This window comes from Paenibacillus sp. XY044, assembly GCF_002257645.1.
Classification (GTDB): domain Bacteria; phylum Bacillota; class Bacilli; order Paenibacillales; family Paenibacillaceae; genus Paenibacillus_AQ.
Genome location: NZ_NQMO01000001.1, coordinates 889,436 through 909,293 on the forward strand (window position 1 = coordinate 889,436; position 19,858 = coordinate 909,293).

Sequence of the window (19,858 nt, forward strand, 5' to 3'; positions counted from 1 at the left end):
ATCTATGTCATTATCGGTTATTGTCCCGATCTTGAACGAAGAGACCTTTGTCCCTTTGTATTTAGAGAGCGTGGCAGCCTTTGCCGATGAAATCATTATTGTGGATGGGGGAAGCACGGACGGAAGCCTGGAGCATATTGCTCGACTCAAGACGAAGTATCCGATCCGGCTGTTTTCGATGCCGCAGACAGGAATTCCCTATACCGAGGACTGGAACGAATCGGAAGTGAGGAACTTTCTGATCGATCATGCCAGCGGGGATTGGATGATGAACCTCGATATCGATGAAATCATGGACGACAGATTCCGGGATATGCTGCCTGAGCTAATGGCGAACACCGCCGTTGATGTCTATCAATTTCCGTTCGTGAACTTTTGGAGAGACCCGAACACGATCCGGGTAAACAGTCCCGGCGATGAACGCTGGTCGAATGACATCACCCGGATGTGGCGGGCCGAGAGGGGCATCCGGTACCGGGACGAGAAGCACCACTGCACATTGGAAGCGGGCGGCGGAGCCAGCATTTGGAGCATTCCGCGCGGGCGCGCCGACGCTAACGTATACCATTACCACTATGCGGTCGGCAAGCGGATCAAATATAACGATAACCGCCGAGGAGACGTCAATCTGCTGAACAATGAAGGGGAGCCGGATTGGGATTACAACCATCAGGAGTATCAGATTGCCACGATCCCTTTTCACGGTGAGCATCCGGCCGTCATTCAGCGCTATTTGGAGCAGTTGCGTAAAAAAGGCTAGCGTATCCAAATCTGATAAGTATGAAAAATAGTTAAAGCCCTCACTTTTGATCCGGGAATGATCCGGAATCCGGGTGAGGGCTTCTTCGTGGCATCGTATGAAGTGAAGAACGAACGGTTCAGCCGTTGAAGGATGAACTTATCAAGCAAGCGACTGCTGAACGAGCCGGGACGCTTGGGGCTCATCGTACAGCTGAATTTCCGGCAATTCGGCTGCCAGCTGCTCGATCTGTCCCGCTTTGTAGCACATCGCGTCCGCCGCATAACGCCCGGCATGAATCTCTTCAAATACCTGCTGAGACCCGCAATAAACCGCAAGATCAAAGGTGACCCGGCTGAACAAATCGATACGGTTGGTCAAATACAGGCGGGGACCGGCCTTGCGGATGCCGACAACGGGATGCTGAAGATATGTCAGCGCGTAGACAATCACGTTGCAGCCGTCCGATTGGGCGAACTGCTTCGCCAACTGCTGCCACCTTGCGGGTTCGTTGCTCCAGGACGATTCGCTGAGCAGAAGCACCCACTTTTCTCCAGTATTACGGGGTTCGATCCGTTCCCGGACTTCTTCGGGCGTTGCGGCTAGGTTAAATGGGTTTAACGGACCTTCGGGCAGCTGCCATGTTGTGTTCCATTTTGCTTCGTAATATTGCTTGTTTCGTTCCCACAGCGATTGGTATTCCTGGCTCTTCAGCTTCTTGATCGTTGCGCTGCCGTGATGGTACACAAAGGCGTCTTCTACGATCACCATCCGGTAGCCCGCTTGCTTGACCCGTTCACAGTAATCATCATCTTCAAACATGCCGATTCCGTAACGGTGGTCGAGCGGCCCGATCTTTTCAAATGCGCTGCGACGGATGGCCACGCAGAAAAATCCGAGCAGTCCGGTTTCGCGGGTTCCCTCGCGGTAACTGTCATAAAACTCCTGCAGCCAACCGGGATCCGCTCCCTGAACAGGGTCGCCGATAAAAAAATCGAGCGCCTGATCATTTCCTACATGGTTGGACATCGGTCCTGTCATGGCGATATCGTTGTGTTCCTGCATCGGCCGGATCAGCTTGGGAATCCAGGTCGCATCGGGTACGATCGTATCGTTATTGAGAAGAATCACATACTCGCCGGTAGCACAGCTTGCTCCCAGGGAGTTGCCCCCGGCAAACCCAAGATTGATGGGCGAGAATACCGTCTGCACCGGTTTTTGCGCCAATGCCGCAAGCTGCGCACGGGTCTGATCGGTGGAACCGTTATCGACCACGATGATCTCCGCATTCGGATAGCCGCCCTTCCGAGTCAGACTGTTCAGGCACTGCCTTGTAAATGACCAGTTGTTATGGGTCACGATGACGATGCTGACCTTGGGGAAAATATGCTGTAAAATCGCGCCGTGCAGCATCTCGTAACGATGCCTCCACGTATTGTTCATGGCAAATTTGCGCCTGTGTCTCACGGCTTCCGGCTGCACCGCTTCCATACGGAGCGCCCGCTCCACCGCCGCCTCAAACGCTGCGGGGGAATCTGCGATCTCCGCCACGCCCGAAGCGATTTCGGTCAGCTCGGGCAAAGGAGTGGAAACGACCGGCTTGCCCGCCGCCAAATATTCATAGAGCTTGACGGGGTTTGTCGCCTGGGTCAAATTGTTCTGGACGAACGGAATGATCGCGCAGTCAAACCGATGTAGATAGCCGGGAACCTCCTCATAGGGCTTTTCCCCGAGCAGCAACACGTTCGGCAGCTGCTCCACTCCTGAAGTGTCGCAGCCGAACGTATGGCCGATTAAGGCAAAGGTCCATTCCGGTCTGTTCCGGGCCATCACCTCAATCAAGCCGATATCGAACCAGTCCGAGATCGCGCCGTAATAGCCGATCACCGGTCCGGCAATGCTGCTGAGTTCTGCGGGGACATTGTTTACCCAACCGGCAAAATGGCTGACATCGGCCGCGTTGCGCACCAAAATCGTCGAGTGCTTCTGCTCACGGACGCGCTGGTGAAGGACTTGGGAAGAAGTCAGCACGACATTGGATTTTTGGATCAGCAGGTCCTCCTGATGAATGACGTTGGCATGATTGGTCGAAAACCCGGAATGATCGTCCATGCAATCGTAAATGATATTGTGCTGGTTCAGAGCCGCGGCGAGCGGCGTCCAAAACGGAAGGTCGACGATGGATACATACGAGGTGATCGCAAATTTGGCAAGGACATGCTCCAGTGACCATTTTAAATATTGGATATCCAAATCGTCCATTTGGTCCTGATATAAATTTAAGCGTCTATGGGCACAGAGGGTAACCAGCCACACGTTCCGGTCCACCTTTTTGAATTTGACAAATCGGCAGACTTCATCCCTGCCGGCATGCTCTTTCGGAAAACAGGCGACCTCTGTGGTCATATAAAACACGCGATGACCCCGTACGGCAAATTGCCGGGACAGCTGCTGAGGACGCTGCCAACGGAAGTCCCAGTCAATGACGGGAAACCGGATGACGTCATAGGCTATTGCCGGATCCGGTTCTGGTTTTGCTGTCCGAGGGTCACGTGCTGCACCCATCGTAGGAGGCGGAGCCGTGATTTGAAAAGGGGGGGGCGAATACGTTTCGAGGGGCTCGATCGGCAGAGAATCGCGCGGTAAAGCATGTGTGTTCACACCGGGTTCAGATGCACGATTGGTCTTAGATGAATGATTGTTTTTTGATTTGTAGGCCGCAGAAGCAGACAATGGACGGGATGCCTTCCTGGATCGGTTCCTCGGTTTATTCAAGCGTTATTCTCCTCCCTAAACGATTGTCTATGTACAAAATATGTACCGGGTGAACTTTACGCCTGGGCATAACACCATGGAAGTGGATCATTTTTAGGAGAGTTGCGCGGGCAGAGGCTTACCACTGGGCATTTTGATCAACTTTATATTTGCCTTGGTCCCCATCGTTATTTACCTACATATTGTACCAATGACTATAAAGGAGGTAGGGCGAGTGAAACTGCGACGGATAAAAAGAGATAAGAGCGATTGCGGGATTTCTGCCCATCGCAAAAAGAAGCCGCATTCCCACAAGAAGAAACCGGCTCCCTTGTTCAGACGATTGCTTAATGTCAAGCGATTCATCGTGAAGTTGAAGCACCAGTTGAGCAGCTTGGCAGGTACGGTGGCGGAGCTCTCGGCCCGGGTCAGCTCATTGGAAAAACAGATTGCCGGCATGAACAGTCGTCCGGGTACGGGCACCGGAGTCCCTGGGTCAGGGCCGGGGATAGCACCAGGTCCAGGACCGGCACCAGGACCAAGCCCGGTACCAGGACAGGGGCCAGCACTAGGAACAAGACCAGGCACGGAAACCACAGGCATCGTGGCCCTGCTGACGCCCCGTATTAATTCGCGCGTGACGGTAGAAACGCCGGTAGGAACTATTTTTGGCACATTGATCCAGATTGGTGAAGATTATGTGCAAATCCTTGAAATGGACGAAAGCAACGTACTGATCCCGTTCCGCAGCTTGCTGGCTGTTTCATAAATTTTTGTGATAGCAGGGAGGGAAAGGATATGAATTTTGAGGAAGCACTTGCCGTCTTTAAAGGCAGGCGCGTCGAAGTGCTGCTGACCAATCAGTTTATCCAGGGCACCGTGGCATCATCTTCTGACGGGATCCTAGCCGTGGATACGGTCAGTTCCAATTATATTCCAACGACGCAGCGGGTAAATATTCCAACTAGTAATGTGGCGCTGGTCCGCATACTGCCTCAGTAAACGATTATGATTTCGGTGCCGCCCCATTGTCTTGAGCATCCATCCATTTCAGCCATTCCGCGTAATGATCCGCATGGCGGTGGGTCATGCTGTGAATTCGGATTCGTCGATGGTACAGCGCCCTGTCGACATAATGGAAATCGTCTGAACCCGACATTCTGGCGAGGATTTCAATATCTTCGTATAAACGGCCTCCGGATGGGGAAGCTGTGTTCCAGCCGGAGAACGATTTAAGTTTGGCTGTATTGAACATCCGCGGGGCAATGGGAATGCCGGCTTCGATCACTCTGGCAGGGGAGAATGGATGAATGGAAGTCCTCACACCCTGATAGATCAACTGCTTGTTCTTCCGTTCTTCCCACTGGACGTGATCGGCATATATTACGCCTGCCTGATTGTGCAGGCTGGCCTTGCTGCATAACTGTTCCAGGCAGTTGGGGGACAGCCAGTCGTCGGCATCGAGCTCGAGCAGCCAGCTTCCATTTGCCAAGGACAATCCCGTATTCAGGGCATGAGCCTTCCCAGAATTGCGTTCCAGCCGGAAGGTCCGGATGCGGCGGTCTGGGTACAGCGATTCCAAGATCCTTGCCGTATGATCGGTCGAACCGTCATCGATGATCAACAGCTCCCAATCGCGTAAAGATTGGGCCATGACCGAACGGACGGCCCATGGAATATAATCGGCATCGTTATAAGTACATAACAGAACGGTAACCAGCGGTGCTTCAGGTGCCGCGCCCGTCCTTGGCTCAACCTGGATCGGTGAGGCGAGCAGCGGCCGCAGCAGTTCCCACTCCTCGTCTCTTTTTTGCCATGGGAATGAGGGGGAGACGGCCGGAACCAACGGTGGATTGCTGGTTGATGTCCACATAAAGGTGCCGGTGAGCTGGTACTGTTTTTCCACCAGGATATAGGATTCGAAAGGCAGCAGCGCTGTCTCCGCGAAACCCGACGAAGGCGCCGCCATGACGGCATCCGTGCGCCAGATTAGCGGCCCTCTGGGCAGCTGAAACCGGCCGTGCTGGCCCTCAGTGTGGGAAATGGCGCTGAAGATGCAGCCGGCTGACTCTCCGGTCAGACCGGACAGCTCCTTGCGCAGAAACGTATCCATGCCTGGAAGCACCTGCTCCCCCGCTTGCAGCGTCAGAAAGTATGGCTCTTGGTACGAGGCAAGCTCGCGGTTCATCCGGGAACCGAAGCTGCCTTGTTCCAGCACGATCATATTCGAATCGGGAAGCTCCTGCCGAACGGAGCTGGCGGTCAATTGTGCGTGGCGCAGGTGGTAGGAAGGTAGAATAAAGACAAGCATCGCGGGCTCCTTTCCGGGAAAGCTTGCGGCAGCTACGTTCCTCATCGTGTATTGAATTTGTATTTTCCTTTGGCAGGCAAGGCTCCGTGGTAAGCGCAGGCTGCCTTCTTTGCAAATCCGTCGTTAACATAGCGTATGTAACAATGGCCCATGTGACACTCCGAATTTGACAAATCCATGTGTGTGAAGTACGCTTTTAATTAGAATTCGAACTACTTGGAGGCGTGGGTCATGAATGGCGATCAAGGAGAAGGAACCGTCTGGGCATGGGACAAAGGCCCTCTTGGACGTTTGGTCAAGACGGCTTATATCGGGATGAGAAGGGAACTGGAAGGGTTATTGAAGCCTTACGGAATTACTCACACGCAGTGGAGCGCCTTGGGGATTATCGATCATTATCCTGGCATTACGCCGTCCGAAATGGAGCCGATCCTGATGATTGAACGACCGAGCGTAACCAGTCTGATCAACGGGCTGGTGAAGCGTGGGCTGGTCTATCGGCGCGATCATCCGGAAGACGCGCGCTCCAAGCAAATCTATCTGACGGAGCCCGGTAAGGAACTTGCCGCCCAGACCCGGCATTTGACGCAGCAGATCGATGATGCGGTCAGGCTGGAGTTTTCTCCGGACGAGTATGAGTCCCTTAGGAGCCTTCTGGTCAGAGTGGTACAGCGCATGGACCGCAAATAGAAGAGAGGAAGCGAGTCCTCTTTTTTTGTTCATGTAGTTAGAATTCGAATTAAAATGTAAAAGGAGATGGATCAGATGGGTAACATTCAAACTCAATCGACGGCGCCTGATGTCCGCTGGCAAGGATTTCACCATACGGCATTGGTGACACCCGATCTTGACGCAACGATCGCATTCTACGTCCACAGGCTTGGCATGGAGGCTGGCCCTGTTTTCCCTGCTGCCGGGAAAAGAGGACGTCACTGCTTCATTAAACCGGGGGATACCCGGTCTTGGGGAATTCATTTCTTTGAATACGAGGAGGCTGTCATCAGCCAGAGCTCCGAGGAGATCAAGCAGCTCGCGGCCGACCGGAATTCGTCCAGCTTGAACCGGTTTCTTCCCGGGGCACTGCAGCATGTAGCCTTTAGCCTGCTTTCGGAGACCGACGGGATGAAGCTGCGGAAAAGGCTGCAAGAGATCGGGGTGGTCATGACGGAGATTTATGATCAGGGCCTCATTCGCAATTTCATCTTTCTTGATAACAACGGGATCCAACTGGAGGCTGCCTGGCCGAAGGAGGAGGCGTAAAGAAGACGCTCAGGTGTACGCAAAGCAGCCGCGGGAAGGCCCGCGGCTGCTGCGTATGTCGGCGTATTGCATTATCGGTTGTCGATTTTCTCCGGATACAGATCGTGGTTGATCATGCGCTGCTCCGCCCACTGCTCGTACTTGGTGCCCGGGCGCCCGTAATTGCAGTATGGATCGATGGAAATGCCGCCGCGCGGCGTGAATTTCCCCCATACCTCGATGTATCGGGGATCCATCAGCTTGATCAGATCGTTCATGATGATATTCATGCAGTCTTCATGGAAGTCCCCATGGTTCCGGAAGCTGAACAGGTACAGCTTCAGCGACTTGCTCTCGACCATTTTCTGATCGGGAATGTAGCTGATATGAAGCGTGGCGAAATCGGGCTGTCCCGTGATCGGACAAAGGCTGGTAAACTCGGGAAAATTAAATTTAACGAAATAATCGCGGTAGGCATGCTTGTTATCAAAGCTCTCCAGCACTTCGGGGGCATATTGGAACACGTATTGGGTCCCCTGATTGCCAAGCAGCGTCAAGTCCTGCATTTCGTGCGGCTGTCTTCCTGACATATAGGTATTCCTCCTGAATAATTTCAAATATGTTAGTAGGTATTAAGCTCCCAGCGGACCCGCTTCGGCGAGCCTATGGCGGCTGTCTTTGGTCAAACGCCGCGCTTATTTCCCCACACCAGCGCGTGAAGCTGGGGCAGCACGCGGACCGCGTTCAGCTCGGGGGAGGCGACCACGGCGTCGATCAGCCGCTCATAGCGGGCGAGCAGATCGGCGGCATGGCCCGCGATGTCCATCCGCTTCAGGTCGGGATTGCCCACCTGAAGATACATCGGCACATGCGGGTACCGGGCATGAACTTGGACGGCATAGGCCAGATCGGCCTCGTCAAAGACGACGACTTTGAGGCTGTGCGTGTAAGCGGCCGGCCTGGCCGCGAGACGGTTAACGATGCTGTCCAGCATCTCCCAGTCGGTCTCCATGCCTGAGCTCGGCGGCTTCGGCGACAGCGTTACTTCGTGGACGTCGCCCAGCCAATCCTGCCAGCGGGAGCCCTGGGTTTCGACGGCCATCCGGATCCCTAGGCCATTCAGCAGGCTCACAAGCGAGCCGAGCTGAGGCAGCAGGGCGGGATTGCCGCCGGACAGGGTAACATGGGAGAAGCGCTCGCCGCCGATCCGCCGAAGCTCCCCCCAGATGCCGTCAGCGCTCATTTGGCGGATGTCCGCCTTGGCGCTGCCGTCCCACGTAAAAGCGGAGTCGCACCAGGAGCAGCGGTAATCGCAGCCTGCGGTGCGCACGAACATCGTCTTCTGGCCGATGACCATGCCTTCGCCCTGAACCGTCGGACCGAAAATTTCAAGTACGGGAATGTTCATTCGCTCATCCACTCCCGTCTCGCCTCGGCATAGCTGGTCGGCGTTTCGTACAGGCGGACGAATTCGGTCCGGCCGCCCTCGATTCGGTAATCCCCGCAGGCAAACGCCTCCTCCATCCGCTCAAACAGCCAAACGACCATGTTTTCGGCGGTCGTATTCATCGGAGGCAGCGTTTCGTTCAAATAGCGGTGATCCAAATACGGTTCGATCCGCTCTTTCCAAATTTGTTTGATCAGGCCAAAGTCGGCGGTAATGCCGATCTCGTCCGGAATGGCGCTGATGCCGAAGACGGCTTTATACGTATGGCCGTGCAAATTTTTGCATTTGCCCTCATAGGCATGCAGATGATGCGCGGCGTCGAAGGTAAATTCCTTGCTGACCAGTACCCTTTTATGATGATAGCGCAGGTCGGACGGCTGGATGTCTTCACCCAGCTTTTGCAGCCGGTCCACGATGCGGAATTCGCCGGGAGTCTTGGTCATGGCTGCAGCGCCTCCGCCTTGGACTGAAGGTACTTGTCGAGACCGGCTTTACGGAGCCGGCAGGCGGGGCAGTCGCCGCATCCGTCGCCGATGATGCCGTTATAACAGGTCAGCGTGCGCTCGCGGACAAACGGGAATGCGCCCAGATCGTCGGCTAGCTTCCAAGTTTCCGCTTTGTCGAGCCACATCAGCGGCGTATGGATGACAAAGTCGTAGTCCATGGCCAAGTTTAGCGTCACATTGAGGGACTTGACGAATGCATCCCGGCAGTCAGGGTAACCGCTGAAGTCCGTTTCGCATACGCCGGTCACCAAATGTCTGGCGCCGGACTGCTTGCCCAGCACGGCGGCGAAGCTTAGGAACAGATGGTTCCGGCCGTCCACGAACGTGCTCGGCAGCCCGCCATCCTCCTGCGTGATTTCGATGTCGCTGCGCGTCAGCGCGTTCGGGGCGAGCTGATTCAGCAGGCTCATATCCAGCACGGTGTTCTTCACGCCGAGTTCTGCGGCGATCGACTGTGCGCATTCGATTTCAAGCCGGTGGCGCTGACCGTAGTCGAACGTAACCGTCTCGACTTCCTTGAACTGCCGGAGTGCCCAGAACAGGCAGGTCGTACTGTCTTGGCCGCCGCTGAACACGACGACCGCTTTTTCGTTTTTGAGCATAAAAAAACCTCTCCTTCATGATAAGGTCCGGTCGGCAGGGCTGAAAAAGCGCCTGATTTCCGGCAGAAGAGAGAGGGTTCTTGAACTGGCATCCGTAAAAAAACAAGCCCCCGGTCTTTATGGCCAAAGAGGGCAGTCTTAGTTTTTTATAGAGGGAGTTCGCGAACCTCTCCCGCGCTTTCGTCCGCGCGGATTGTCTTCAATTGGGCGCATGATGCTGCGCCGGACTATTATATCATATCTTTGCGGATGAGGGAGTTTTGGATTTCTACGTTCTCGCTGCTGACCTTTTTCCGGAATTGGCTCGGCGAGATGTTCTTGTACTGCTTGAACTGCTGTATGAAGTAGCTCGAGCTCGAAAACCCTGTCTCCTGGGCGATTTCCGTCATGGTCATGTCCGTGGTCAGGAGCAGCTTTTCCGCCTCGGTGATCCGAATGTAGTTCAAATAATTGGTAAACGTTTTGCCCATGATCGCTTTGAAGCGGCGCGAAAAGTAGCTGTAGCTCAGGTTGCAGATCCGCGCGGCGGCTTGGGCGTTGATGTCAAAGCGATAGTTGTCGTCGATGTATTCGAACACTTTCTGCAGCATTTGGACGTCCATATCCTTCAGGGATTGGGCGACATCCCAGTGGAGGCCGAGGTTTTTCGATTCACGCAAAAACCACAGGAATAGCCTGCAGATCAGCGTCCGGACCGCGAGCTCGAAGCCGTAAGGCCGGTTCGTGAATTCGTCGTGTATTTCGTGCACCAGGGCCGGGACGACGGTATCCTTGATTTCAGACTCGGCGAACATCCGCTGGTTGTTCGATTCGGCCATCGTAAACGGCAGCACGTACTTGGATTCAAATACGGTCCTGGACGTCGAGTACAAAATTTCAGGATCGAATTTAATGACGATATAAGAGACCCGCTCCTCATCTAGCGCATAGATGGAGTGGGTTTCATGCGAATGGATCACGATCAGGTCGCCCTTGCTCAAAGTATGCGATTCTCCCCCCAGGAACACCTTGGCCTTTCCCGTGAGAAAATAAAGAATCTCGATATACATGTGCCAATGGGCGTGAACAATCCAGCGGCTGCCGGCGCTTTGATGGATCATGCATTCGTACGGATAGTGGATCGTCCCGATGGATGGGCGGTTCGACTCAAAATATGGCTCGGTCATTTTCGCACGCTCCCGTTTTACAATGACAAATATTTAATATATTAGAATAGGTTCATTGTATAACTTATCGAGGGATTTTGGTATCGTTACTTTGTATCAACGGAAGGGGTGCAAAGTATGGAAAAGGTGGCATTGCAGTTATATTCAATCAAGGAACTGACAGGGACTGATTTTCTCGGCACGCTCCGGAAGGTAGCGGAGATCGGCTACGACGGCGTCGAATTCGCCGGCTACTTCAACACTTCCGCCTCCGATCTGAGAAAAGCGCTGGACGAGTACGGTCTGCAGGCGGCCGGCAGCCATATCGGCGTATCCGACCTGACGGATCACCTGGATCGGACGATCGAGTATTCACAGGAAATTAATAGCGCTTACATCATTTGTCCGGGTCTCCCGGAGGACATGAGAAACAGCTCGGACAGCTACAAGCGTACCGCAGAGCTGTTCAACCGCATCGGCGAACGCTGCAAGCAAAGCGGCATCCGCTTCGGCTACCACAATCACGGCATTGAATTCGATAAATTCGATGGCGAATACGGATTGGACCTGCTGGTGAACAATACGGATCCTGATCATTTGTTCATCGAGCTGGATACATATTGGGCGGAGCACGCCGGACTGCGCTCGGTGGATTTTATCAACAAATACAAAGAGCGCTGCGCCATTCTGCACATTAAGGATATGAAGAGCCTGGAGGACAAGCGGAATACGGAGATCGGCTCCGGCATCATGGATTTCCGTGCCATTACGGCGGCAGGCAAGCAGTACGGCGTCAACTGGTTTACGGTCGAGCAGGAGGAATATGAAATTCCGCAGCTGGACAGTATCGGGCAGAGCCTGAAGTATTTGCGGGAAATTTTGTAATTCTGGTACAACCCCATTTTATATAAAAAGGAGAATGAGTTATGGCGCAAAATACGGATCAAGTATTGAAAGTAGCAGTCGTGGGCTGCGGAGGCATCGCCAACGGCAAGCACATCCCGAACCTGGTTAACCAGAAAAACGTGGAGCTGGTGGCGTTCTGCGACATCATCGAAGAGCGTGCCATCGAGACTGCGCGCAAAATCGGCAAAGAGGATACGATCAAAATTTACACGGATTACAAAGAACTGCTGAAAGACGAAAGCATCGACGTCGTGCATGTGTGCACGCCGAACAAATCGCACTCTTTTATTACGATCGACGCCCTCGAATCGGGCAAACACGTGATGTGCGAGAAGCCGATGGCCAAGACGGCCAAAGAAGCAAGAGCGATGGTCGAGACCGCCAAGCGGACAGGCAAGAAGCTCACGATCGGCTATGACAACCGCTATCGTCCGGATTCCCTGACCCTCAAGCAAATTTGCGAGAGAGGCGACCTCGGCGATATTTACTTTGCCAAAGCGCATGCCATCCGCAGACGCGCCGTGCCGACATGGGGCGTATTCCTGAACGAAGATGAGCAGGGAGGCGGACCGTTGATCGATATCGGTACGCACGCGCTGGACCTGACGCTCTGGCTTTTGGACAACTACAAGGTAAAGAGCGTCAAAGGCAACGTGTACTACAAACTCGGCGACAAGGAAAGCCCTGCCAACGCTTTTGGCCCATGGAAGGCGGAAGAATTTAAGGTGGAAGACTCCGCGTTCGGCTTTATTACGATGGAGAACGGCGCAACCGTCATTCTGGAAGCGAGCTGGGCGCTCAACACGCTTGACGTGGGCGAAGCTCAGGCATCTCTGTCCGGTACGGAAGGCGGCGCGGACATGAAGGACGGCCTGCGCATCAATGGCGAGGACCTTGGGGTGCTGTATACGAAGAAGCCTGAGCTGAAGACAGGCGGAGTCGCCTACTTCGCAGGCAATTCCGAGAGCCAAGCCGGCAGAGAATGCCGTCTCTGGATCGAAAGCATTCTGAACGATACCGAGCCGATGGTCAAACCGGAACAGGCGCTGGTTGTCACAGAGGTTTTGGAAGCCATTTACGAGTCTGCTCGTACCGGCAAAACGGTTTACTTTGACGATCAGCTCGTAACGGCCGAGGGATAAGTTCAGCTCTGACAAGATCCATTCGTTACAATGAAGAAAAACCGTCCGGCTGCTGCCTGGCGGTTTTTTTCGAGTACAAAGCTTTCCAATCGCAACTAATTTGATGCAAAATCCATGAAGCAGCTGCATCGGATGTGGCATGCTGTACTGGAGAAAGCCAGATTCTTGGTTTCCGAGAGTCTGGCTTTTTTGTGTGCCTGAACGGGATACGCATCCTATCCGAGAAACCACCAAACATAGACTTTTGTACCTAAATTGTTGATCAATTTGTGTACAAATGCTAGAAGCTATTAAAAAATAGGAAAAAATGGCCGATTAGTAATAATGAACGCCTGCTTTTTAATAGGATGTTCATCCTAAGATAATCGATGAATTAGGGATAATGTACTAGATTTCGCAGCTTGCATTTTAGTAACAGAAGTTGCTGTAAGTGGACCTGGTGATTACGAATGAAGCCGTGTGCTCAGGAGGGCTTGATGATCAAACTGTATATGCTTGGAATCAAGAACGTTTCTGCCGCGCAATTCGATCATTTCATGAAACGGGTCTCTCCCGAACGGACCAGACAAGTACAACGTATCAGAAACTGGAGGGATGCTGTAAGAAGCCTGTTTGGCGAAGTTTTGGTGCGCTGGGCAGTGAGACAGGTAGGGCCCGCTGCGGCATTTTCCAAGCCATGGTCGCGAAGCGCATTCGGCAAGCCGGTGTTTGCGGATGAACCGGACATTCATTTTAATATATCCCATTCCGGAGATTGGGTGGCTGCCGCCATGGGTCCGGCTGAACTCGGCGTGGATGTCGAGCAGATGCTCCCTGTGGATCTTGGGATTGCCGAATCATTTTTTTCACCCGCTGAACTCGGGCAGCTTCAAAGCTTGACGCAAGAAGAGCGTCTGGGCCCGTTCTATGACATTTGGACGCTCAAAGAAAGCTATATCAAGTGCATCGGGAAAGGACTGAGTCAACCGCTGGACTCGTTTGCGATCATGGTTCATCCGGACGGGACGATTGAATACAGCGGCCCTGACGAGGAAGCATGCCATTATCAGTTTACGCTGATCCCAATGGAAGGTCCGTATAAACTTGCGGTCTGTTCGAAAGCAATAGGGCCCATCGAAATAGTTGAACCGGAAATGGATCAACTTTTGGAAATGGAGTGTTTTCAGGTTAATTTCTGAAATGATTGGAAATACCCGTGAAAATTATGGTAGACTGGTTCAAGGATCATGTCGATTTTATAGTTACTAATTAATAATTAGTTTCTATGAAAATGTACCTGATAATTTCATAGGCAAAACTGCTGAAAAGCAGTGACGCAAAGCTATAGGGACTACTTCCGAAACGGGATATGTCAGCCAGTTGCAAATGAATTGGTGAGCTGTGGTTTGCATTCCCATAGGTTGCTATTTTTTTGCCTGAAATTGCTGTTTCCTGACGCGGGGGAGGTGTTATTCGTGAGAACCCAAGACGATTTCTAGTGTGGCCAGGTGGGTGGGTAGCTGGAAGATTACATAAGAGAGATAGACCAAAGGAGAGAAACGAGAATGAGCAAGCTTAAGCAATTTGCCAAGAAGTTTAGGTTTAGAAATTTAAGTATTGTAAGCAGAAGTATGCTGCTAACCAGTGTTTATATTTTCATCACCGGGGTGGTCGTGATTGGCGCAAGCTTTTATATTCAGGGAACCGTCCTGACCGAGCAGCTGCAATCGGATTCCGGTAAAACAATGGATGCCTTGGTGAAGAGCGTCTCAGCACAAGACGTCGAGCAGGCCAAAGATGTAAAGGATCCAAACGCTGCGATTCAGCAAAAACTTACGGGTATATTTGACGAGCTGTCCCGTACGCATCCGAATATTGCCCAAGGGTATATTTTCGGGCCTGAGCTTGAAGGGGGCAATCAAACTTCGATTATTTCGATGCCGTCGGCCGTGTTGGAAATGTTCGACCAGGATAATTTGCATCTGGGAGACTTGTACGAACAGCCTAAAATTCATGCCGACGCCGTCCGGGAAATGCTGAAAACGAAAAAGTTAGTTTTCACCCAAGCATACAAGGATAACTACGGCACATGGATCACGGTATTGTATCCGTTTCAGGATGCAGGCGGCAATATCTTCGCCTATATGGGTATCGACGTGGATGCCAGCTTGGTCTCTGCCGGACAGAACGATCTGCTCCGCAACACGCTGCTCGCCCTGCTGGTTACGCTGGTAGTCGTACTGGCGCTGCAGTATTACACAAACAGACGGACGTTTGCACCGATCAAAACTCTAATGACGGCGCTGGACAAGCTCAGCAAAGGCGATTTTACCGTGCAGCTGAAGGCTGGCGACGATGAGCTTGGACAGGTTAACGCCAAATTCAACACAATGGTGAACCAAATCAACGATCTGGTGGGGACGATTAAGAAAGTATCGGAGCAATCGGCAGAACAATCGAAGTTCCTGTTCTCGGCTGTGGAGAACAATAATAAAAATTCGTCGGCCATTACGAAAAATATTGAACAAATGTCCGAGCGTGTCGCGTTGCAGAGTACATCCATCACGGAAAGCGTCGTTTCGCTGGAAGAAATTTCGTCTGGCGTTAATACGATTGCCGGCAATACCTCCGAGCTGTCGGACATTTCGATGCAGATGAAGGATCAGTCGGAGAAAGGAAATGAGAACGTCGATCAGGTCATCCAGCAGATGAATTCGATCAACCATTCGGTTAAAAATTCGGTGGACATCATTGAGAAACTGCAGGTCCGTTCCCAGGAAATCGGACAAATCGTCCAAGTCATTACGGAGATTGCTTCCCAGACCAATCTGTTGTCCCTCAACGCGAGCATTGAAGCAGCGCGCGCAGGCGAGGAAGGCCGGGGATTTGCCGTGGTGGCCGATGAGGTCAAGAAATTGTCCGAGGAGTCCAGAAAATCCGCCACACAAATTATCGAGCTGATCCGTTTCATTCAGGATGAGACCGCACTGGCCGTCGAGGCGATCAGCGAAGGCGAGCAGAACGTTGCCAAAGGGATCGAGGTCGTCAAGGAAACAGGCTCGCTGTTTAAAGGCATGATGATCGCGACCGATTCGGTCACGAGCCAAATTCAGGAGGTTTCTGCCGCTACGCAGCAAATGGTTGCCGAAACCGAGCAAATTACGGCTTCCATCAAACAGCTTGCGGAGCTGGCGGAGAAAAACTCGGCCGTATCCAGCGAGATCAAGACAAGCGCCCAGGAGCAGCAGGCTTCCTTTGATAAAATTTATGATTCCGCCAATCAGATGAACCAGGTGGCTGACCAATTGGAAACCTTAGTCGACAAACTGCAGGTGTAATCATGAAGGAGCTGAACATTTTGAACACAACATCGATAAGCGAGCACAGCAGGGCATACTGGTCCCAAGAGCTCGAGCTTCCTCTGCCTGGTCTCAATCTGTATACGGATGAGCCGGTGCGGGAAATTCAGACTGATATGCTGCGGATCACGGAAACGCTGGATTTGGGACCGGGAGAGGCAGCAGAACTGGGCCGGCTTGGTAACCTTCGCGCCTGGTGGCTGACCGGTTATGCGGTGTTCCTGTACAGAATGACTGCCGACCAAGACTTGCTGCTCGGCGTGGCGAACCGGCGAGGTGAGCTGCTGCCGCTTCGTGCAGCGATGAGCGGACAGGATACGTTCCGGCAGGTATATACGCGTATCGAAGCCAAGCTGGAAGAGCTGGATAATGCGGACTTGAGCCTGCAGGAGCTGGAAGAAATGATCGGGCAGCCCGTCAGCTATCATGCGGTGAACGGGGAGGCTCAAATAAGTCGTCCAGCCTGGTTGGGCTGGGATGTCCGGGAAGCATCCGGACGATGGACAATGAACATCACCTACGCACGCCAGCTGTACCGGGAAGAGACCGTGCGCAAATTCAGCAGGCACTATGTTCAGATCGTTCGCGGGGCACTGCAAAACCCGGATCTGGAAATCAGTCGCCTTCCATTTCTGTTGGAGGAAGACCGCGCAGCCTACACGGCTCTGAACGACACGAAGATGGACCTACCGGAACAGCCGACGATCGTCCGGATGCTGGCTTCCACCGTGGCGAAATTTCCGGAACGGATCGCCGTTACCCAGGACGGAAAGCGGATGACCTATAAGGAACTCGACCGGCAGTCCAACCGGATTGCGAACATGCTGCTGTCCAAAGGGCTGCAAAAGGGACAGTTCGTGCCTATTTTCATGAAACGGAGCCTGGAAACAATTCTTTGTATGCTTGGCGTCATTAAGGCAGGCGGGGCTTACATTCCGCTCGATCCTTCCCATCCGGATGAGAGAAACGCATACATTATTGCCGACACTCAGACCGGGATGATCCTGACCGAAACAGATTACGTGAACCGGCTGGAGAAGCTGCTTGCCGGATTTGACAGTGATAGGAAGCCGGAAATCCTCCCATTGGGAGAACAGGCGGATTCGTATCCGGAAGAAGCGTGCCTGGTCGGCATTGAACCCGATGATCTGGCTTATATCATCTATACGTCAGGCTCCACAGGCAGGCCGAAGGGAGCCCTGATCGCTCATCAAGGCGTCGTCAATTTGGCGGAGGCTACGCGCAGAGAGATGGAGCTGACTGAAGAAGATGTGATTCTACAGTACTCCACGTTCAGCTTTGACGCGTCGGTCTATGACATTTTCGGTTCACTGGCCTGCGGCAGCCGTCTGCATCTGCTCACTGATGAAGAGCGGTTCTCCATCGACGCCTTTACCGTGGCGGTGGTGGAGCAGCAGGCCACACGCGTCGCCATTCTGCCGACGGTATTTTTCAACCAGCTTGCCGCTCATTTGCCAGAGGAGGATGCGCCTAAATATGGGAACATCAAGAGCATCATCGTCGGGGGTGAGGCGTTGTCGGGCGAGGCTGTGCGCATGCTGCAGAAAAAGCTGCAGGTCCCGATCGTCAATCTTTACGGTCCTACCGAAATTACGGCGGTGGCCACCTCCCATATCGTCGATTATCCGGTTCCGGACGATCTGACGACGGTGTGCATCGGAACGCCGCTCAGCAATTATGAATTGTACATTGTCAGCGAGCACGACCAGCTGTGTCCGATCGGAGTCACCGGGGAGCTCCTAATCAGCTCCGTCGGCGTCGGTAAGGGGTATTTGAACCAGCCGGAGAAAACGAATGAGGCCTTCATCACCGATCCGATTGCACCGGCGTCGGGCAAGAAATTTTACCGTTCGGGCGATATGGTCCGCCTTCTTCCGAGCGGCCTGGTGGAGTACCGGGGGAGAAAGGACGCTCAGGTGAAGATCCGGGGCTTCCGGATCGAAATCGGTGAGATTGAAGACAACCTGGCGAAGCATGAGTCCGTTAAAGATATCGCCGTCATTCCGAGAACGGAAGCAGACGGAACCAAGGTGCTTGCGGCCTTCTATACGACAAATGACGGACAGCCGGCGGCTTCCAAGGACCTCGTCCAGTTTTTAAGCCAAAAGGTGCCCGGCTACATGGTTCCCAAATATATGTGCTTTGTGGATCAAATGCCGCTGTCACCGACCGGGAAAATCGACCGGAAGAAGTTGGCTTCTTTCGAGATCGTGCCGGAAGAGGACGATTCGCCTTATGAAGCCCCGGTCACGGCTGCTCAGGCGGAAGTGGCAGCCGCCTGGGAGAAAGCGCTTGGTCAGACGAGAATCGGGATTCATGACGATTTCTTTGAAATCGGCGGCTACTCCTTGAAAATATTGGAGATTCTGGTGCTGCTCAAGCCGAATTATCCCCAGCTGAAGATCAACGATTTCTTCGTATACCCGACGATTGCCGCTTTGGCTGAGCGGATCGAAGGCCTTGCCCAGGAAGCGGCCGCTTCGGAGGAGGTATTCGGTGAGGATGTTCCGCTGCAGGATTTGACGGAGTACCCGTTAAGCTTTAATGCCCAGCATCATTCCGAAGGGCGGGGAAACACCCAGCAGCACATATTGCTGACAGGCGCAACCGGCTATCTCGGCTCTCACCTGCTGCATGAACTACTTCGTCAATCGAAAGCTTCCATCTATTGTCTCGTGCGACCATCCGGAGAGCAGGAACCTTACGATCGGCTGGAACAGACGATGACCGGGTACTTCGGGGAAGAAATCAAACACCTGATGGAGAACCGGGTCATCGCCGTGCAGGGCGATTTGGAACAAGAGCATTTGGGAATGAGCCGGGAAGTTCAGGACATGCTGGCAGATCGACTGGACTCCATTCTCCATTGCGGCGCGGAAGTCAAGCATTTCGGGGAAGCGGACTATTTTGCCCGGGTCAACGTGGACAGCACGAACCGTCTGCTGGCATTGGCCAAGTCCAAGCCAGGCCTTCGGTTCCATTTCATCTCCACGCTCGGCATCCCGGAAGATTTGGCGCTCAACGGCCAATGGGCTTCGGTCACTGCCGGTTCCGGTTATGACGAAGCCTATGTCGAGAACGTCTACACCAACAGCAAGCTTGCCGCCGAGAAGCTCGTCGTGCAGGCTGGCCGGGATGGCCTGGCGGCATCCGTGTATCGCGTCGGCAATTTGTCCTGCCGGTCGGATAATGGATTGTTCCAGAAGAACATCGATAACAACGCGTTTTACCGGATGCTTAAGGCGATGCTGCTGCTTAACAAAGCTCCGGATGTGCGGTGGGAAGTCGATATGACGCCGATCGATTACGCAGGAGAGGCGATTACCGCCTTGGCGCTTCAAGACGAAACCGCCGGACGGATGTTTCATATCTGCAACCCGGTTACGGTATCTTATCAGGACTTGGTCGGTTTCTTCCAGGCATACGGCTATGACATCGGCCTGGCGGAATGGAAGGAATACGAACGGTGGCTTCTCGATCCGGAGCAGGACAAAGACCAGGCCGGCTTGGAGCTGGCGATGGCGCAGCTGGAGGGAGACGGCGCGAAGAACTCCAATTACCGTTACGCATGCCCGCAGACGCTCGTGTATCTCGAGGGAACCGGTGTCCAGTGCGCGCTGCCGGATGAGGATTATTTCCGGAAGCTGATTGATCATGCTGTACGGGTCGGGTATTTTGCGCGGCCATAATCATGATCATTAGGTGGCT

Annotated in this window: 17 protein-coding genes and 2 riboswitches; of the genes, 10 read left to right on the top strand and 7 right to left on the bottom strand. The window is 53.4% G+C overall.

Features of this window, described 5'->3' with window-relative positions; translation table 11 throughout:
• Positions 1 to 4: 4 nt before the first annotated feature.
• Positions 5 to 760: a glycosyltransferase gene (locus CJP46_RS04235; RefSeq protein ID WP_094594329.1), complete on the top strand. Its 756-nt coding sequence runs from the start codon at positions 5 to 7 to the stop codon at positions 758 to 760.
• Positions 761 to 901: 141 nt separating this feature from the next.
• Here the strand turns inward: CJP46_RS04235 and CJP46_RS04240 are convergent, their stop codons facing one another.
• Positions 902 to 3,304 carry a glycosyltransferase gene (locus CJP46_RS04240; protein WP_179281024.1) on the bottom strand — a complete coding sequence of 801 codons (2,403 nt, stop codon included), beginning with the start codon at positions 3,302 to 3,304 and terminating at the stop codon, positions 902 to 904.
• Positions 3,305 to 3,728: 424 nt separating this feature from the next.
• On the opposite strand from CJP46_RS04240, the gene CJP46_RS04245 reads away from it, so the two are divergent.
• On the top strand, positions 3,729 to 4,262 hold the full coding sequence (locus CJP46_RS04245) for a hypothetical protein (protein WP_094594331.1): 534 nt from the start codon (positions 3,729 to 3,731) through the stop codon (positions 4,260 to 4,262).
• 29 nt (positions 4,263 to 4,291) lie between these two features.
• The gene (locus CJP46_RS04250) at positions 4,292 to 4,495 is read left to right on the top strand and encodes a hypothetical protein (RefSeq protein ID WP_094594332.1); all 204 of its coding nucleotides are present in this window, start codon (positions 4,292 to 4,294) and stop codon (positions 4,493 to 4,495) included.
• Between the two features lie 4 nt (positions 4,496 to 4,499).
• Here the strand turns inward: CJP46_RS04250 and CJP46_RS04255 are convergent, their stop codons facing one another.
• Positions 4,500 to 5,804 carry a glycosyltransferase family 2 protein gene (locus CJP46_RS04255; protein ID WP_179281025.1) on the bottom strand — a complete coding sequence of 435 codons (1,305 nt, stop codon included), beginning with the start codon at positions 5,802 to 5,804 and terminating at the stop codon, positions 4,500 to 4,502.
• Positions 5,805 to 6,035: 231 nt separating this feature from the next.
• On the opposite strand from CJP46_RS04255, the gene CJP46_RS04260 reads away from it, so the two are divergent.
• Positions 6,036 to 6,494 carry a MarR family winged helix-turn-helix transcriptional regulator gene (locus CJP46_RS04260; protein WP_094594334.1) on the top strand — a complete coding sequence of 153 codons (459 nt, stop codon included), beginning with the start codon at positions 6,036 to 6,038 and terminating at the stop codon, positions 6,492 to 6,494.
• A gap of 75 nt (positions 6,495 to 6,569) precedes the next feature.
• Complete coding sequence (locus CJP46_RS04265; protein WP_094594335.1) at positions 6,570 to 7,064, top strand: VOC family protein; 495 nt, start codon at positions 6,570 to 6,572, stop codon at positions 7,062 to 7,064.
• 71 nt (positions 7,065 to 7,135) lie between these two features.
• On the opposite strand, the gene queF is transcribed toward CJP46_RS04265, so the two are convergent.
• From queF to CJP46_RS04290, 5 genes are all read right to left on the bottom strand, one after another.
• Positions 7,136 to 7,633 carry a preQ(1) synthase gene (queF, locus tag CJP46_RS04270; protein ID WP_094594336.1) on the bottom strand — a complete coding sequence of 166 codons (498 nt, stop codon included), beginning with the start codon at positions 7,631 to 7,633 and terminating at the stop codon, positions 7,136 to 7,138.
• A 92-nt stretch (positions 7,634 to 7,725) separates the two neighbouring features.
• A complete protein-coding gene (gene queE, locus CJP46_RS04275) occupies positions 7,726 to 8,451 on the bottom strand; it encodes a 7-carboxy-7-deazaguanine synthase QueE (RefSeq protein WP_094594337.1) in 726 nt (241 codons plus the stop codon).
• Positions 8,448 to 8,933 carry a 6-carboxytetrahydropterin synthase QueD gene (gene queD, locus CJP46_RS04280; RefSeq protein ID WP_094594338.1) on the bottom strand — a complete coding sequence of 162 codons (486 nt, stop codon included), beginning with the start codon at positions 8,931 to 8,933 and terminating at the stop codon, positions 8,448 to 8,450. The genes queE and queD overlap by 4 nt, the downstream gene beginning before the upstream one ends.
• Positions 8,930 to 9,598: a 7-cyano-7-deazaguanine synthase QueC gene (gene queC, locus CJP46_RS04285; protein ID WP_094594339.1), complete on the bottom strand. Its 669-nt coding sequence runs from the start codon at positions 9,596 to 9,598 to the stop codon at positions 8,930 to 8,932. Before queC ends, queD begins: the two co-directional genes overlap by 4 nt.
• A 132-nt stretch (positions 9,599 to 9,730) precedes the next feature.
• Positions 9,731 to 9,774, bottom strand: a riboswitch (PreQ1 riboswitch).
• 54 nt (positions 9,775 to 9,828) lie between these two features.
• Positions 9,829 to 10,764: a helix-turn-helix transcriptional regulator gene (locus CJP46_RS04290; protein WP_094594340.1), complete on the bottom strand. Its 936-nt coding sequence runs from the start codon at positions 10,762 to 10,764 to the stop codon at positions 9,829 to 9,831.
• Between the two features lie 117 nt (positions 10,765 to 10,881).
• Between CJP46_RS04290 and CJP46_RS04295 the strand changes: the two genes are divergently transcribed.
• The 5 genes from CJP46_RS04295 (at position 10,882) to CJP46_RS04315 (ending at position 19,839) form a co-directional block, all read left to right on the top strand.
• Positions 10,882 to 11,628, top strand: a complete 747-nt coding sequence (locus tag CJP46_RS04295) for a sugar phosphate isomerase/epimerase family protein (protein WP_094594341.1) — start codon at positions 10,882 to 10,884, stop codon at positions 11,626 to 11,628.
• 41 nt (positions 11,629 to 11,669) lie between these two features.
• A complete protein-coding gene (locus CJP46_RS04300) occupies positions 11,670 to 12,791 on the top strand; it encodes a Gfo/Idh/MocA family protein (protein WP_094594342.1) in 1,122 nt (373 codons plus the stop codon).
• A gap of 476 nt (positions 12,792 to 13,267) precedes the next feature.
• Positions 13,268 to 13,969 carry a 4'-phosphopantetheinyl transferase family protein gene (locus tag CJP46_RS04305; RefSeq protein ID WP_179281026.1) on the top strand — a complete coding sequence of 234 codons (702 nt, stop codon included), beginning with the start codon at positions 13,268 to 13,270 and terminating at the stop codon, positions 13,967 to 13,969.
• Between the two features lie 102 nt (positions 13,970 to 14,071).
• A riboswitch (cyclic di-GMP riboswitch) is annotated at positions 14,072 to 14,158 on the top strand.
• 177 nt (positions 14,159 to 14,335) lie between these two features.
• Positions 14,336 to 16,108, top strand: coding sequence for a methyl-accepting chemotaxis protein (locus tag CJP46_RS04310; RefSeq protein ID WP_094594344.1), 1,773 nt, complete (start codon positions 14,336 to 14,338; stop codon positions 16,106 to 16,108).
• A 20-nt stretch (positions 16,109 to 16,128) separates the two neighbouring features.
• Positions 16,129 to 19,839 carry a non-ribosomal peptide synthetase family protein gene (locus tag CJP46_RS04315; protein ID WP_094595061.1) on the top strand — a complete coding sequence of 1,237 codons (3,711 nt, stop codon included), beginning with the start codon at positions 16,129 to 16,131 and terminating at the stop codon, positions 19,837 to 19,839.
• Positions 19,840 to 19,858: the final 19 nt, after the last annotated feature.

Coding starts and splice junctions, on each gene's coding strand:
- CJP46_RS04235 (WP_094594329.1), top strand. CDS start 5: ATGTCATTATCGGTTATTGTCCCGATCTTGAACGAAGAGACCTTTGTC.
- CJP46_RS04240 (WP_179281024.1), bottom strand. CDS start 3,304: ATGGGTGCAGCACGTGACCCTCGGACAGCAAAACCAGAACCGGATCCG.
- CJP46_RS04250 (WP_094594332.1), top strand. CDS start 4,292: ATGAATTTTGAGGAAGCACTTGCCGTCTTTAAAGGCAGGCGCGTCGAA.
- CJP46_RS04255 (WP_179281025.1), bottom strand. CDS start 5,804: ATGCTTGTCTTTATTCTACCTTCCTACCACCTGCGCCACGCACAATTG.
- CJP46_RS04260 (WP_094594334.1), top strand. CDS start 6,036: ATGAATGGCGATCAAGGAGAAGGAACCGTCTGGGCATGGGACAAAGGC.
- CJP46_RS04265 (WP_094594335.1), top strand. CDS start 6,570: ATGGGTAACATTCAAACTCAATCGACGGCGCCTGATGTCCGCTGGCAA.
- queF (WP_094594336.1), bottom strand. CDS start 7,633: ATGTCAGGAAGACAGCCGCACGAAATGCAGGACTTGACGCTGCTTGGC.
- queE (WP_094594337.1), bottom strand. CDS start 8,451: ATGAACATTCCCGTACTTGAAATTTTCGGTCCGACGGTTCAGGGCGAA.
- queD (WP_094594338.1), bottom strand. CDS start 8,933: ATGACCAAGACTCCCGGCGAATTCCGCATCGTGGACCGGCTGCAAAAG.
- queC (WP_094594339.1), bottom strand. CDS start 9,598: ATGCTCAAAAACGAAAAAGCGGTCGTCGTGTTCAGCGGCGGCCAAGAC.
- CJP46_RS04290 (WP_094594340.1), bottom strand. CDS start 10,764: ATGACCGAGCCATATTTTGAGTCGAACCGCCCATCCATCGGGACGATC.
- CJP46_RS04295 (WP_094594341.1), top strand. CDS start 10,882: ATGGAAAAGGTGGCATTGCAGTTATATTCAATCAAGGAACTGACAGGG.
- CJP46_RS04300 (WP_094594342.1), top strand. CDS start 11,670: ATGGCGCAAAATACGGATCAAGTATTGAAAGTAGCAGTCGTGGGCTGC.
- CJP46_RS04305 (WP_179281026.1), top strand. CDS start 13,268: ATGATCAAACTGTATATGCTTGGAATCAAGAACGTTTCTGCCGCGCAA.
- CJP46_RS04310 (WP_094594344.1), top strand. CDS start 14,336: ATGAGCAAGCTTAAGCAATTTGCCAAGAAGTTTAGGTTTAGAAATTTA.